This is a genomic window from Streptomyces sp. SM11, from assembly GCF_002910905.1.
Lineage (GTDB): Bacteria > Actinomycetota > Actinomycetes > Streptomycetales > Streptomycetaceae > Streptomyces.
In genome coordinates this window covers 1-13,503 of the sequence record NZ_NEUE01000264.1, presented here as the reverse complement: position 1 = coordinate 13,503, position 13,503 = coordinate 1, and the positions used below count along the sequence as shown (strand labels likewise).

Sequence of the window (13,503 nt, the reverse complement as noted above, 5' to 3'; positions counted from 1 at the left end):
GATGTGACACTGCTCGAAAGGGTGCTCAGTGGACTTCGCAAGCTCTAGCGGCGGAGCGGCCCGCTCCACTACCTCGGCGAAGATCGTGGTGGCAGGGGGCTTCGGCGTGGGTAAGACCACGTTTGTCGGTGCCGTTTCGGAGATCAATCCGCTGCGCACCGAAGCCGTGATGACGTCCGCCTCGGCGGGCATCGACGATCTGACCCACACCGGGGACAAGACCACCACGACGGTGGCCATGGACTTCGGGCGTATCACCCTGGACCAGGACCTGATCCTGTACCTCTTCGGTACGCCGGGCCAGGACCGCTTCTGGTTCATGTGGGACGACCTGGTCCGCGGCGCCATCGGCGCCGTCGTCCTCGTCGACACCCGCCGTCTCGCCGACTGCTTCCCCGCCGTCGACTACTTCGAGAACAGCGGACTGCCCTTCGTCATCGCCCTCAACGGCTTCGACGGACACCAGCCCTACACCCCCGACGAAGTACGCGAGGCACTCCAGATCGGGCCGGACACCCCGATCCTGACGACGGATGCCCGCCACCGTGCGGACGCCAAGAGCGCGCTCATCACGCTGGTCGAGCACGCGCTGATGGCACGCCTGCGCTGAGGCCTCCGGTACGCAAGAGAAGGGCCCCGCACTCCCGAGGAGTGCGGGGCCCTTCTCCGTAGGCGTCCGGGCGGTCAGCCCTGCCAGCTGTGCGGGGCGCGGAAGCCCGGCGTGCGCTCCAGGCGGCGCCAGCCGGCGGTGTCCCGGCCCCGGTGGGCGGGGGCGGCGGGCTGGGCGGCGGCGCGGGCCATCAGGACGGCGGTGATGGCCGCCAGTTCCTCGGGGTCGGCGTGCCCCTTCTCGACGCGCAGCACGGACTCGGCGGACGTCAGGCTCATGGTGGGGTGTCTCCGTCTTCTCGGCAGGATGTCGTGGACCGTGCGGCGGATCGCGCCGCTGCGGAGGATGACTACTGCGGGGGGTTGCCGTGCTTGCGGGACGGCAGGTCGGCGTGCTTGTTGCGGAGCATGGCGAGCGAGGCGATGAGTACCTCGCGGGTCTCGGCGGGGTCGATGACGTCGTCGACGAGGCCGCGCTCGGCCGCGTAGTAGGGATGCATCAGCTCGGCCTTGTACTCCTTGACCATCCGGGTGCGCATGGCCTCGGGGTCCTCGGCTTCGGCGATCTGACGGCGGAAGATGACGTTGGCGGCGCCCTCGGCGCCCATCACCGCGATCTCGTTGGTGGGCCAGGCGTAGGTGAGGTCGGCCCCGATGGACTGGGAGTCCATGACGATGTACGCGCCTCCGTAGGCCTTCCGCAGGATCAGCGAGATCCGCGGCACGGTGGCGTTGCAGTAGGCGTACAGCAGCTTGGCGCCGTGGCGGATGATCCCACCGTGCTCCTGGTCCACGCCCGGCAGGAAGCCGGGGACGTCCAGAAGGGTGATGATCGGGATGTTGAAAGCGTCACACATCTGGACGAAACGTGCGGCCTTCTCGGAGGCCTCGATGTCCAGGACCCCCGCCAGCGCCTGCGGCTGGTTGGCGACGATGCCGACGACCTGACCGTCCAGGCGGGCCATCGCGCAGATGATGTTGCGCGCCCAGCGCTCGTGGATCTCCAGGTAGTCGCCGTCGTCGACGAGCTCCTCGATCACCTTGTGCATGTCGTACGGGCGGTTGCCGTCGGCCGGGACCAGGTCCAGGAGGACGTCGCCGCGCCGGTCGGCAGGGTCGTCGCTCGGAGCGGTCGGCGGGTTCTCGCGGTTGTTGGAGGGCAGCATCCCGATGAGGTAGCGGACCTCGGCGATGCAGGTCTCCTCGTCGTCGTACGCGAAGTGCGCGACGCCGGAGGTCTCGGCGTGCACGTCCGCGCCGCCGAGGCCGTTCTGGGTGATCTCCTCGCCGGTGACCGCCTTCACGACGTCCGGTCCGGTGATGAACATCTGCGAGGTCTCGCGGACCATGAACACGAAGTCGGTGAGCGCCGGGCTGTAGGCGGCGCCGCCCGCGCACGGGCCGAGCATCACGCTGATCTGTGGGATGACACCCGAGGCGCGCGTGTTGCGCTGGAAGATGCCGCCGTAACCGGCGAGCGCCGAGACGCCCTCCTGGATACGGGCTCCGGCGCCGTCGTTCAGCGACACCAGCGGGGCGCCGGCCGAGATGGCCATGTCCATGATCTTGTGGATCTTCGTGGCGTGCGCCTCGCCCAGGGCACCGCCGAAGATCCGGAAGTCGTGCGCGTAGACGAAGACCGTGCGGCCCTCGACCGTGCCCCACCCGGTGATGACACCGTCGGTGTAGGGCTTCTTGGCCTCCAGGCCGAACCCCGTGGCCCGGTGCCGGCGGAGCTGCTCGACCTCCTTGAACGAACCCGGGTCCAGCAGCAGCTCGATGCGCTCGCGCGCGGTCAGCTTCCCCTTGGCGTGCTGCGCCTCGGTCGCCCGCTCACTCGGTCCGCGCCGCGCCTGCTCGCGCAGGGCCAGCAGTTCGGCCACCCGGCCTCGGGCGTCGTTCGGCTCACCCTGGGTTTCGTCCACAACGGTCATGTACTGACCCTACGAACCCCGACCCAGAAATCGTGCCGTCGACTCCGAACAGTCTCCTGCCCGGTTTCGTGGTGGGAGTGAACAGAACCTTGGCATCGTGCAGGCGATCCACCAGCGAAACGCCGCCTCCAGCTGTGGAGACTCAACAAAGAGGACGGTGTGCCGTGGGCCACATGCCCCTGAGGGGGCCCGAAGGCCCCCTCAGTATCGCGCGGCACAGTTCCACTGATGTCCGCCGCGCCCGGGAGACTGTTCTTCCGACGTTCAACTTCCGCAGTGGAAGCGGGCATTGCCCCAATCCGCGTGGTCGTTGCCGTTGCCGTCGCCGCCGTCCCGGACGACCAGCTCGACGTACTTCGCCCCGGTGACGTCGGCGGTGAGCTTCCAGGCGGGGTCGGCCGCCCCCAGCACTGGTGACGCCACCTTCTCCGTGTCGTCGGCGGTGACCGAGAACCGCACACTGCCCCGGGTGGTCTGGACGTCGTCCACGCCCACCTCGGCGGTGAAGGAGGTGCACTTCCCACCCAGGTAGTAGCGGATCCTCGCCGGGGCGTGCGTGCCCAGGCCCTTGGCGTAGTCGACGCCGCCGATCTTCAGGGGGCCGCCGTCACCGGCCCCGGCCTCCCCGTTGGACCGGTCGCGCTCGACCGGGCCCCAGCCGTTGTCCGAGGCGGTCCAGTCCAGCTCACTGGCCCAGCTGTCCGCGGTGGGCGGCGGCGGGAGTGTGCGGACGGAGGTTCCCGCGCCGAGCGTCCGAGCGGCTCCCCCGACGGCGTACGTGGCCTCCGCGTCCAGCGTGTACGTGTCGTACGGGGCGTCGACCGGCGGGGTGACCTGCCAGCTGCCCGTGACCTTCGCGCCCGGGGCGACCGAGTCGAAGGCGACCGCGCCCACGGGCTCGGCCTGCCAGCCCTCGGGCACGGTCAGCGCGAGCCGCACACCGGTGGCGGCACTCGCCTCGTCGTTGCCGAAGGTCGCCTTCACCGTGTTCGGGGCTCCCGGCTCCAGGGTCTCGGCGTCGGCGGCCACGCCGAGCGTGCCGCAGACGGCCTCCTGCCCGGCGGGGGCCGCTCCGAGGTCGGTCACGGTGAAGCCGTCGAGCACGAAGTCCGCGCCCTCGGGTGCTCCGGGTAGCTTCCGCAGCCCGGTCCAGGTGTCGCCGCAGCCCGCGGTGAACGTCCGGCTGAAGTGCCCGGTGGTGCGCTGCCGCCCGATCGGGGTGGCCCGGGTCTCGGTCGAGGAGGCCTGCCCGCCGGCGACCCGGTCGTAGCCCTCGACCCAGCTGTAGGCCCCCGCGTGGCTGGACTGGTAGTCGAACTCCACCTTGTACCGGTGGCCGTCCTTCATCGGGACGGTCCAGGGGGCGGTGCGGTAGACGAGGCCGGTGTTCTCCTCATGGGCCTTCAGGGACTCCTTCCCGCCGAGCACGTCGTCGACCAGTTTCCCGTTCCAGCCGGACTGGGTGTACGGGGCGTGGAGCTGCGAGATGCTGGTGCGGGGGTCGGTGGAGCCGCCCGCGTCACCCTTGAGGAACGGGCCCCAGCCCTGGTCGACGGCCTCGAAGTCCTCGTACGCCACCGTGCCGGCGCGGGTCGCCGGGGCGTTCTCCACGATCCGTACGTCATCGGCGCGGACCTTCGCCGCGCTGCCGGCCGCCGCCTCGATCCGGAGGGTGGTGCGGCCCTTCGCGGGGGCGGTGAAGTTGACCTTGGCGCGCTGGAAGGAGGTGCCGTGCCAGTCGGACGCGGCGACGAAGTCCTCGGCCGTGGAGCGTTCGACGGCCACGGACTCTCCGCCGGCGCTCAGGGTGGTGCGGCGGCTCTCGCCGGGCTCGACCTCGACGAGGGCGGAGGCGGTGTAGCGCCTGCCGGGCTTGAGGCCGGTGATCGTCTGGGAGAGCGAGGCCTTGTCCGAGCCGGAGAGTTCGGCGCTGTTGCGGCCCTGCTCGTCGGTGTCGCGGACGACGGTGCCGGACTTCGTCCAGCCCTTCAGGTCACGGTCGTTGAAGCCGGGGTCCTTCAGCCCGGTCCCCTTCCCCCAGCCGGGGGATGCCTCCTTCGGAGCCCGGCCGGGGTACAGGACATAGGCCTGTCCGGCGGTGGCGGTCAGCGTGATCTTCCCGCCGGCGGGGCGGACGGTGCTGACCTTCTCGCGGCCGTTGTCGGTCAGCTCGTAGAGGGTGTACGCGCCCTTGCCGGGCACCTCCCAGGTGCTGGTGCCGCCGGTCTCGCTGTAGTGGTAGAGCTTCTTGCCACCGTCCCACGGCAGCAGGTAGTCGGTGCCGCTGAGCACCTTGCGGTCCTGGTCGTAGAAGGTCCGCTTCCCGTTCTCCACCGTGCCGCGCACACCACCGGTGAAGGTGATGTCGTTGCCGTCCCAGCGGGTGATCCGCTGCTGCTGGAGGTACTTCGCGGGCAGGTTCTGCTGCCAGATGTTGGCGGTGAAGGCGTTCCAGTCGGTCTCGCCGGTCCAGCCCTCGAAGTCCTCCAGAGCGGTCTGGCCGAGGACCGGGTCGTTGTTCCAGACGTCCTTCTCGCCGTTGCGGATGAACCGGATGATCTGCGAGTTCAGGCCCTTGTTGGTGGCTCCGCCGTAGTTCAGGTCGTTGGCCCAGTGCGACCAGAGCGAGGCGCGCTCGAACTTGTCGGCCCACTCGGTGCCGACGGTCCAGCCCTGCTTCTGCACGGCCTGGATCGTCTTGTCGGCGATCCAGCCGTGGCTGTAGTAGACGTCGATGTAGAGGAAGTCGAGGTTCTTGTCGGTCTCGTCGCGCAGTTGCTGGAAGCGTTTCGCCAGGTCGCCGCTGTTGATGTCGCGGCGCTGGTCGATGTAGTAGCTCTGGTTGAGCCAGTTCCAGCCGGGCCTCGTCTTGTCGACGAGCTGCTCGTCGAAGGCGTTGGCCTCCGGGTAGGACTCGGTGGCGTTCACGTGGACGCCGAAGTCGGCGCCCCACTTCTTGCCTTGCTTGAGCAGGGTGTTGAGGTCCTTCAGCCCGCCGGCCCGCTTGTTGTAGTTGCCGCCGTAGTCCGGGTGGGCGGAGTCGTGGCCCTCGGATCCGTACCCCTTGAGGACGGCGAGCTGGCCGAGGCCGTCGGTGGCCTTCGAGATGCGCTTGACGTCGTCCAGGGTGCGCAGGAACGGGTGGGTGGCCTGGCTGGCGAAGTTGAACGGGATGTGGGTGACGACCCGCTTCGCGGTGTCCTCGCTGCCGGGCGCGGTGACGCCGATCGAGCGGAAGGCGACGGCCCCGTCCTGCCAGTCGACGGCCTTGTCGCCGTTGGCGTCCGGGGTGACGACGACCTTGGCCCACGGCAGGTTCTCGCCGCTCTCGGGCTTCGGGGCGCCCTCGCCCCGGTAGGTCCACTGGCCCGACCAGACGCCGACGCGGACGCCGCCGCCCTCCTCGGTGCGCGCCTGGTGCCAGAAACGTGCGTCGTCGCCGCCGGTGGGTCCGGCGGGCTTGTCGTACGAGGAGTTGGACTCGACGGCCGCGGCGAGCGAGCCGTTGTTGAGGATCGCGTAACTGGCCCCGACGGGCGCGGCGTCGGGCTTCGTCCCGCCGGTGATCTTCGCGAAGACGTCGGCGGTGCGGGTGGAGTCCGGGTCGAGCTTGGTGAACGCGGTGGCGGCCCCGGCCTCGGTGGACCCGACGGAGATCAGGTCGTGCCCCGGGATGTCGATGGTGCCGACCCGGAAGGCTTCGGTGTCACGGACGGCGGTCACCCTGAACGTGGTGACCCGCCCGGAGACGGTGAGCGAGGCGTCGATCTCGACGCCCGGCAGGGAGTCGAAGGCGAGGGTGTAGCGGGCAGCGGCGCGGGTGACCTTCGGCGCGCCCTTGAGCTTCACCGGGCGAGCGGTCCCGTTGAGGGTGACGGCGGTGACCGGCCGAGTGCTGCCGAGCAGTTGCTCGCCGCTCGCCCGGTCGGTGTACGACAGGACGCGCGGGAAGTCGTCGGCGACGGTGACGGCGAGCCGGCCGGACCCGATGACGGCGGAGCCGCCGGCCTCCGCCGCCCCGGCCGGGGCGAGGGACGGATCGGCGGCTGCGGCGGGGAGGGCGGTCCCCGCGAGCGCCAGGACGGCTGCGGAGGCCGCGGCGACCAGGCCGGGGCGAGGGAATCTTGGCGACATGGCCCCTGAGTAGTCGCCGTGTCCGGACACCGTCAACGAACTTAGCCCCCGGGGGCCGACTCCGTCCAACAACCCCGGTGCGTTAGTCCAAGTCAGGAGTGTGCGGTCCATCGCTGGCTTTTGTTCACCTCTTGACCGGAAGCTCCCCGCACGGTCACGGTTCGCACCGGCTCGGTTCCGGCAAGTGCCGGTTCAGGGCGTCGAGTTGTGAAGACTCCGGAATTCTGAGAGCGCTCTCAGTCGCAAGTCTTGACGCTCCCGCCGGGCCTCGCGAGAGTGGTGCGCACCGCAGGCACCCTCACGGTCCTGACCCTCCCCGCGCCACCCCCCACCACTCGTCTGCGGCCCCCACACACCTCGGGAGTCCCTCGTGATCTCGCGCAGAATATTCCTGACCGGCGCCGCCGCCTCGGCCGCGGCGCTGACGTACCCCGCCTGGGGCACCGCACTGAGCCCTCGCGCCTCGGCAGCCCCCGCGACCTGCGAACTGGCGCTGGAGAACACGTCGCTGCCGGGCACGGTGCACGCGTATGTGACCGGCCGTGAGCTGGGCACCGACCGCTGGATGCTGCTCAAGCCGGACGGCGGCGTCTACCGCCCCGACTCCCCCGGCGCCCCGGGCACCCCGCTGCCCGTCGACTGCGCGATCCCGCTCAAGGGCGCGGGCGCGGGCCCGGTCGTGCTGACCCTGCCGCAGATGTACGGGGCGCGGGCCTACTTCGTCCGCGACGACAAACTCGACTTCTACCTCAACCCGGGCCCCTCGCTGGTGGAGCCCGCCTTCGCCACGCCGGCGGACCCGAACTACGGGCGCACCTGGTCGTTCTGCGAGTTCACCTTCAACACGCAGCAGCTGTACTCCAACATCAGCTACGTCGACCTGATCACCGCCCTCCCGATCGGGATCACCCTGGAGGGCGACGGGATCCACGTCGTCCCGCCGCATCCGGAGGGCGCGGTGCAGCGGATCGCGGACGACCTCACCGCCCAGGCCGCCGCCGACGGACAGCCGTGGGACAAGCTGATCACTCGGAGCCACGACGGCAGCGTCCTGCGGGTCGTCTCGCCGCAGAACATCATGGCGCCGTACTTCGACCGGCCCGCCGAGATGCCGTTCCGGGACCTGTTCACCGCACAGATCGACGAGGTGTGGGAGAAGTACCGCTCCGAGGACCTGCGCATCGACCTCCAGGGCGGCCGGGGCGCACTGGCCGGCCGGGTCAGCGGGGACACGCTGACCTTCGAGGGCGGCCACACCTTCACCAGGCCGGAGACGAAGGACATCTTCACCTGCAACCACGGCCCGTTCACCAACAACCCGGGCGACTCCGACGACAAGAAGGCGATCCTGGCCCGGCTGGCGGCGGGCTTCAACCGCTCGATCATGCTGGGCCATCCGAGCCAGCCGAACGGCACGTCGACGTCGGACTACTACAGGGGAGCGGTCACCAACCACTGGTCCCGGGTGGTCCACGCGAACAGCCCGATCGGTTACGCGTTCCCGTACGACGACGTCCGCCCGGACGGTGAGCCGGACGTGTCGGGTGCGGCGCACGACGGGAACCCGCGCCGCTTCACGGTGAGTGTGGGCTCCTGACGCCCGCCAGGTAGACGCGTGTGCCCCCGGCCGGTCCTTGAGTTCTCGTGGCCGGCGGGGGCACACGCCTGCCGACCCGCCTTCCCGGCCATCCGATACGCCACTAATTGACATGATGTGTGGCGTTCTTGACTTCGCCCCGGCGCCCCGGGACGGTTCCGTATGCGATTGAACCGACTCCCCCGCCGCATGCTCGCGGCGGTCGCCACCGGATTCCTGCTGACCGCAGCGGCTCCGGCGCACGCGGACCCCGCCCCACCGCCGCCGCCCTCACCGCAGGCCCCCGGCGCGCACGGCCTGCGCGCCTTCCAGGAGAGCTACGGCCTCCCGCCGACCGGCCGGATGGACACGGTCACCGCCCATCTGCTCAAGACGGCCCCGGACAGCGAGCTGCGGGTGTTCTTCGCCGCCCCGTCCGACCTCGGCCCGGAACAGCTCGCCCACGCCTGGACGGTCATCGGCGTCGGAAAGGGGGCCGAGCTCCCCGAGGAGGCCCTGATCATCGCCCTGATGACGGCCATGCAGGAGTCGAAGTTCGTCAACCACACGTCCGCGGTCGACCACGACTCGCTCGGCGTCTTCCAGCAGCGCCCCAGCACGGGCTGGGGCACGCCGGCGCAGATCACCCATGTACCGACCGCGTCCAAGTCCTTCTACGGGCTGCCCTCGCCCAGCGCCAATCCGGGGCTGCTCCAGATCGACGGCTGGGAGTCGATGGACCCGGGCGACGTGTGCCAGGCGGTCCAGCGGTCCGCGCACCCGGACCGGTACGCGCAGTGGGAGGGCTTCGCCCGGGAGCTGCTGGAGCAGGAGGGCCCGGACGCCGACCCGGTCCCGTGAGGCGGTGGGGCCGCACCTGGCACCAGGGGCGGCCCCCCGGGCGCGGGTTCTCGCGGCCGGTGACCGCGGACCGCGCCGCGCACCCGGGCCAGGGAACCCGGGGCCAGATGTTGAACCTTGAACTAGATCGCGCTACAGTCGAACTCGTTGAAGGTTAAACAACCCCTTCTTCACCGCAGGACCCCGTCCCCGCAGCGCATCCCCGAGGAGGAGCCATGGCTCTGTTCACCCGCAAGTCGACCGCCGCCGCCACCGCCACCGAGGCCCTCGCGGTGGACCCGGCACTGGCCGCCCTGACCGGCACCTACACCCTGGACCCGGCGCACAGCAGCATCGGCTTCACCGTGCGCCACGCGATGGTCACGAATGTGCGCGGCTCCTTCGGCGAGCACGAGGGCACCCTGGTGCTGGACGGCACGGACCCGGCGAACTCCTCCGCCTCCATCGACGTGAAGATCGCCAGCGTCGACACCGGCATCGCCGACCGCGACGGGCACCTGGCCAGCAGCGACTTCTTCGACGCGGAGAAGTTCCCGCTCATGACGTTCCGCTCGACGAAGGCCGAGCAGCTGGGCGGCGAGGCGTACCGGATCACCGGCGACCTGACCATCAAGGACGTCACGCGCCCGCTCGCCATCGACCTGGAGCTCAACGGCTCCGCCACCGACGTCTACGGCAACGAGCGCGTCGGCTTCGAGGGCAGCGCCGACATCCTGCGCTCCGACTGGGGCCTGACCTGGAACGCGGCGCTGGAGACCGGCGGCGTGATGGTCAGCGACAAGGTGAAGCTGGCCTTCGACATCTCCGCGATCAAGGCCGCCGCTCCGGGTGCCTGACGCTCCCGGCCGCCGAGCGCGTCCGTCCGTCGCACAGCAGCGCCCCGCACCCGGTTCTCCCGGGGACGGGGCGCGCGGTGCGTTCGGAGCTACCGGGTTTCATTCGCAGTACATCGGGCCTCAGCCCTGTGGTGAAGCGAGCCCCGTGGCCGCGAGCAACGTCAAACAGGCCGCCGGACCAACGGCATCGGCCTGCGGAGCGCCGGTAAGACCCGAACCCGTTCGGGCAACAGCGCGAAGAACCAGGAAGCCACGGAACCCCCGCCCACACCCGTGCCGCGTAGCGGCACAGCCACAGGTGGGGGCGGCCAGAACCCCCGGGCTTCGGCCCGGGGAGCATGTCAATTCGCGACCTTCTCCGCGAAGAGCGGGACGACGTTCTCCAGCGCGTACGAGACGGACAGGACCGAGTCCATGGCGAACGCCTGGGAGATGTCCTTGTCGTCGAAGACGAGGTCGTTGCCCGCCTTGACCGACGGGACCGCCTTGTACAGCGGGTCGCCGCTGATGTCGGTGGCCGGGATGCCGATCGGCGCCATGACCGTCAGATCGGCGTCGAGCAGGTCCAGGTTCTCCTTGGAGACCGGGACGGAGAAGCTCTTGCCCGCCTGAGCCTCGGCCTTCGGGTTGTTCTTGAAACCGAGCCGCTCGACGAAATCGACGCGCCCGGTGCCGCCGACGTAGATGCCGAATCCCTCCGAGGTGCGCGAGCCCACGGTGATGGTCCTGTCCTTGAACTCGGGGTGGGCCTTCGCGGCGGCCTCGAACTTCTTCTCGGTCTCCGCGATCAGCTTCTCGCCCTTCTCCGGTACGCCCATGGCGGCGGCGATCATCGTGGTCTGCCGCTCCCACGAGATCTTGTACTGGTCACCGCCCTTGGGCACGCCCACGGTCGGGGCGATCTTCTTCAGCGTGTCGTAGCGGGTCTGGTCGCCGCTGGACTTGGTGTCCAGGATCAGGTCGGGCTGGAGGGAGGCGATCTTCTCGAACTCCGGCTCCATCGTGCCGATCAGTTCCGGCTTCTTGTCGTACATGCCCTTGGCCCACGGGCCGACGCCCTCGCCGCCGAACGGCAGCCAGTCGCTGGCCCCGACCGGCTGGCCGCCCAGCGCGAGCACCGTCTCGGCGTCGCCCCAGCCGAGGGCGACGATGCGCTGGGGCTGCTTGTCGACGGTGACCTCGCCGAACTTCGTCGCCACCTTCGCGGGGAAGGCGCCCGCGGAGGCCCCTTCGGAGGCGGAGGAGGAGGTGGAGCTGTCGGAACCGTCCGACGAGCCGCAGGCCGAGAGGCCGACGAGCAGGGCGGCGACTGCCCCTGCCGCGAGGACGGTGGTGCGGCGGGGGCGCCGGGCGCGGGGAGCGGAAGCGTTCACGCCCTTTAGGTTAGCCTCACCTAATGACAACGGTGCCATCGGGTCGGTCCACGCGGATCCGTGCATGGCTCCCACCCTGATCCGTGCATGGCTCCCCTGCCAATCCATGCGTGACTCACGCGGATCCGTGCGTGGCTCAGGCAGCCGGGTCCTGCACGTGGTGGCGGCCCAGCGGCACGACCATCGGGGTGGCCGACGCCGGGTCCCCGATCACCGAGCAGCGCATGCCGAAGACCTCGCCGACCAGTTCCGCCGTCACGATGTCGACCGGCCGCCCCTCCGCGACGATCCGCCCCGCCTTCATCGCGATCATGTGGTCCGCGTACCGGCAGGCCAGGTTCAGGTCGTGCAGCACGGCCACCATGGTGACGCCCCGCTCGCGGTTGAGGTCGGTGAGCAGGTCCAGGACGTCCAGCTGGTGGCTGGCGTCCAGGAAGGTCGTCGGCTCGTCGAGCAGCAGGATGTCCGTGCGCTGGGCCAGTGCCATCGCGATCCACACCCGCTGGCGCTGACCGCCCGACAGCTCGTCCACGGAACGGTCGGCGAGTTCGAGGACATCGGTCGACAGCAGCGCCTGAGCGACCGCCTCGTCGTCCTCGGCGCTCCAGCGGCGGAACCAGCCCTGGTGCGGATAGCGGCCGCGCCCGACCAGGTCGGAGACGGTGATGCCCTCCGGGGCCGTGGGGCTCTGCGGCAGGATGCCGAGCACGGAGGCGACCTCCTTGGTCGGCATCTCCTGGATGGACCGGCCGTCCAGCAGCACCGCCCCGGCGGAGGGGGCCAGCAGCCGGGCCATCGCCCGCAGCAGGGTCGACTTCCCGCAGGCGTTGGGGCCCACGATGACCGTGATCTTCCCGGGCGGCACGGCCACGCTCAGACCGGGGACGATCTCGCGTTCGCCGTAGCCGAGCCGGACGTCCCGGGCTTCCAGAGTGTGATCGGCCACGACAGGGCCACGCCTTTCGTCGTCTTGCTGATACGTCGCCATGTCCTGGGCCTTCTCCGTGTCCTGGGGCTTCTCCACCTCAGCCCCCGCTGCCCACGCGGTTGGCGCGGGCCAGGAGCAGGAGCAGATACGGGGCGCCGATGATGCTGGTGACCACGCCCACCGGCAGCTGCACCGGAAACAGGTGCTGCGCGGCGAAGTCGGCGACCAGGACCAGCAGCGCCCCGGTCAGGGCCGCCTGCGGCAGGGCCGCGCCCCGGCCCGGGACCAGGCGGCGGGCGATCGGGGCGGCGACGAACGCCACGAACCCGACGGGTCCCGCGGCGGCGGTCGCGACCCCGGCGAGCGCGGTCGCACAGCCCAGCAGGGCGAGCCGGCCGCCCTCGACCTTCGCGCCGAGCCCGGCGGCGGCGTCGTCCCCGAGTTGGAGGGGGCGCAGCGCGTGGGCGGCGAGAACCGTCAGCGGGACGAGAACGCCGACGGCGATGAGCAGCGGCCACACCTGCTCCCAGGAGCGGCCGTTGAGGCTGCCCGCGAGCCAGCGGTACGCCTCCTGCGCGTCGGCGACCTCGGAGCGGGCCATCACGTACCAGACGATGCTGGACAGACCCATGCCGACACCGATGCCGACGAGGACCAGCCGCTGGCCTGCGATGCCCTGCCGCCAGGCGAGCAGGTAGATGGCCGCCCCGGCGGCCAGCGAACCGGTGAGGGCGCTCGCGGAGAGGGCGAGTCCGCTGACCTGGAAGACCAGTGCGGCGGTGACGGCGACCGCGCTGGCCCCGGAGCTGATGCCGATGAGGTCGGGGCTGGCGAGCGGGTTGCGCAGCACGGTCTGGAAAACGGCTCCGGAGAGGCCGAAGCCCGCGCCGACGAGGATCGCGAGGAGGGCGCGGGGCAGCCGCAGTTCCAGGACGACGAACCGGGATCCGCCGTCGCCGCCGCCGAACAGGGTGGCCACGACCTGGTCGACCGGCGTCACCATGTCGCCGAAGCTGAGCGATACGCCGAACATGACGACCACGGCGGCCAGCAGGCAGGTGCCGACGAGGACGGAGCGCCGCAGACTCCGGCCGCGTACGGCGGCGACCCGGCGTACGGGGTCGGCGAGCAGCGCGTCCGGGGCCGACGCGGTCCCCTTGGGACGGGGCCCTGTCACCGGGCTGTCAGGGCGGTACCCGGGTCCGGCGGCCGGGCTGCCGGGGCGGGGCGGGGCGCGGGCCCGTCCGGCGGG

General features: G+C 70.7%; 10 protein-coding genes. 4 read left to right on the top strand and 6 right to left on the bottom strand.

Going from position 1 to position 13,503, the window contains the following annotated elements; all coding sequences use genetic code 11:
- Window positions 1–28: 28 nt before the first annotated feature.
- A complete protein-coding gene (locus tag B9S58_RS28675; RefSeq protein WP_014048542.1) occupies window positions 29–610 on the top strand; it encodes an ATP/GTP-binding protein in 582 nt (193 codons plus the stop codon).
- A gap of 74 nt (window positions 611–684) precedes the next feature.
- On the opposite strand, the gene B9S58_RS28670 is transcribed toward B9S58_RS28675, so the two are convergent.
- The 3 genes from B9S58_RS28670 to B9S58_RS28660 form a co-directional block, all read right to left on the bottom strand.
- Complete coding sequence (locus tag B9S58_RS28670) at window positions 685–888, bottom strand: acyl-CoA carboxylase subunit epsilon (protein WP_030076048.1); 204 nt, start codon at window positions 886–888, stop codon at window positions 685–687.
- A 71-nt stretch (window positions 889–959) separates the two neighbouring features.
- Window positions 960–2,543 carry an acyl-CoA carboxylase subunit beta gene (locus B9S58_RS28665; RefSeq protein ID WP_103534887.1) on the bottom strand — a complete coding sequence of 528 codons (1,584 nt, stop codon included), beginning with the start codon at window positions 2,541–2,543 and terminating at the stop codon, window positions 960–962.
- 264 nt (window positions 2,544–2,807) lie between these two features.
- Window positions 2,808–6,677 carry an endo-alpha-N-acetylgalactosaminidase family protein gene (locus B9S58_RS28660; protein WP_103534886.1) on the bottom strand — a complete coding sequence of 1,290 codons (3,870 nt, stop codon included), beginning with the start codon at window positions 6,675–6,677 and terminating at the stop codon, window positions 2,808–2,810.
- A gap of 370 nt (window positions 6,678–7,047) precedes the next feature.
- On the opposite strand from B9S58_RS28660, the gene B9S58_RS28655 reads away from it, so the two are divergent.
- From B9S58_RS28655 to B9S58_RS28645, 3 genes are all read left to right on the top strand, one after another.
- Window positions 7,048–8,274: a glycoside hydrolase family 64 protein gene (locus B9S58_RS28655; protein WP_103534885.1), complete on the top strand. Its 1,227-nt coding sequence runs from the start codon at window positions 7,048–7,050 to the stop codon at window positions 8,272–8,274.
- A 162-nt stretch (window positions 8,275–8,436) separates the two neighbouring features.
- Window positions 8,437–9,114 (top strand): peptidoglycan-binding protein, encoded by a 678-nt coding sequence (locus B9S58_RS28650; RefSeq protein WP_103534884.1) that lies wholly within the window; start codon window positions 8,437–8,439, stop codon window positions 9,112–9,114.
- A gap of 215 nt (window positions 9,115–9,329) precedes the next feature.
- A complete protein-coding gene (locus B9S58_RS28645) occupies window positions 9,330–9,950 on the top strand; it encodes a YceI family protein (RefSeq protein WP_103534883.1) in 621 nt (206 codons plus the stop codon).
- Between the two features lie 341 nt (window positions 9,951–10,291).
- Here the strand turns inward: B9S58_RS28645 and B9S58_RS28640 are convergent, their stop codons facing one another.
- The 3 genes from B9S58_RS28640 to B9S58_RS28630 all read right to left on the bottom strand — a co-directional run bounded on the left by B9S58_RS28640 (window position 10,292) and on the right by B9S58_RS28630 (window position 13,428).
- The gene (locus B9S58_RS28640; RefSeq protein WP_103534882.1) at window positions 10,292–11,323 is read right to left on the bottom strand and encodes an iron-siderophore ABC transporter substrate-binding protein; all 1,032 of its coding nucleotides are present in this window, start codon (window positions 11,321–11,323) and stop codon (window positions 10,292–10,294) included.
- Between the two features lie 136 nt (window positions 11,324–11,459).
- Window positions 11,460–12,311, bottom strand: a complete 852-nt coding sequence (locus B9S58_RS28635; RefSeq protein WP_103534889.1) for an ABC transporter ATP-binding protein — start codon at window positions 12,309–12,311, stop codon at window positions 11,460–11,462.
- Window positions 12,312–12,348: 37 nt separating this feature from the next.
- Window positions 12,349–13,428 carry an iron chelate uptake ABC transporter family permease subunit gene (locus B9S58_RS28630; RefSeq protein WP_103534888.1) on the bottom strand — a complete coding sequence of 360 codons (1,080 nt, stop codon included), beginning with the start codon at window positions 13,426–13,428 and terminating at the stop codon, window positions 12,349–12,351.
- Between the last annotated feature and the right edge of the window lie 75 nt (window positions 13,429–13,503).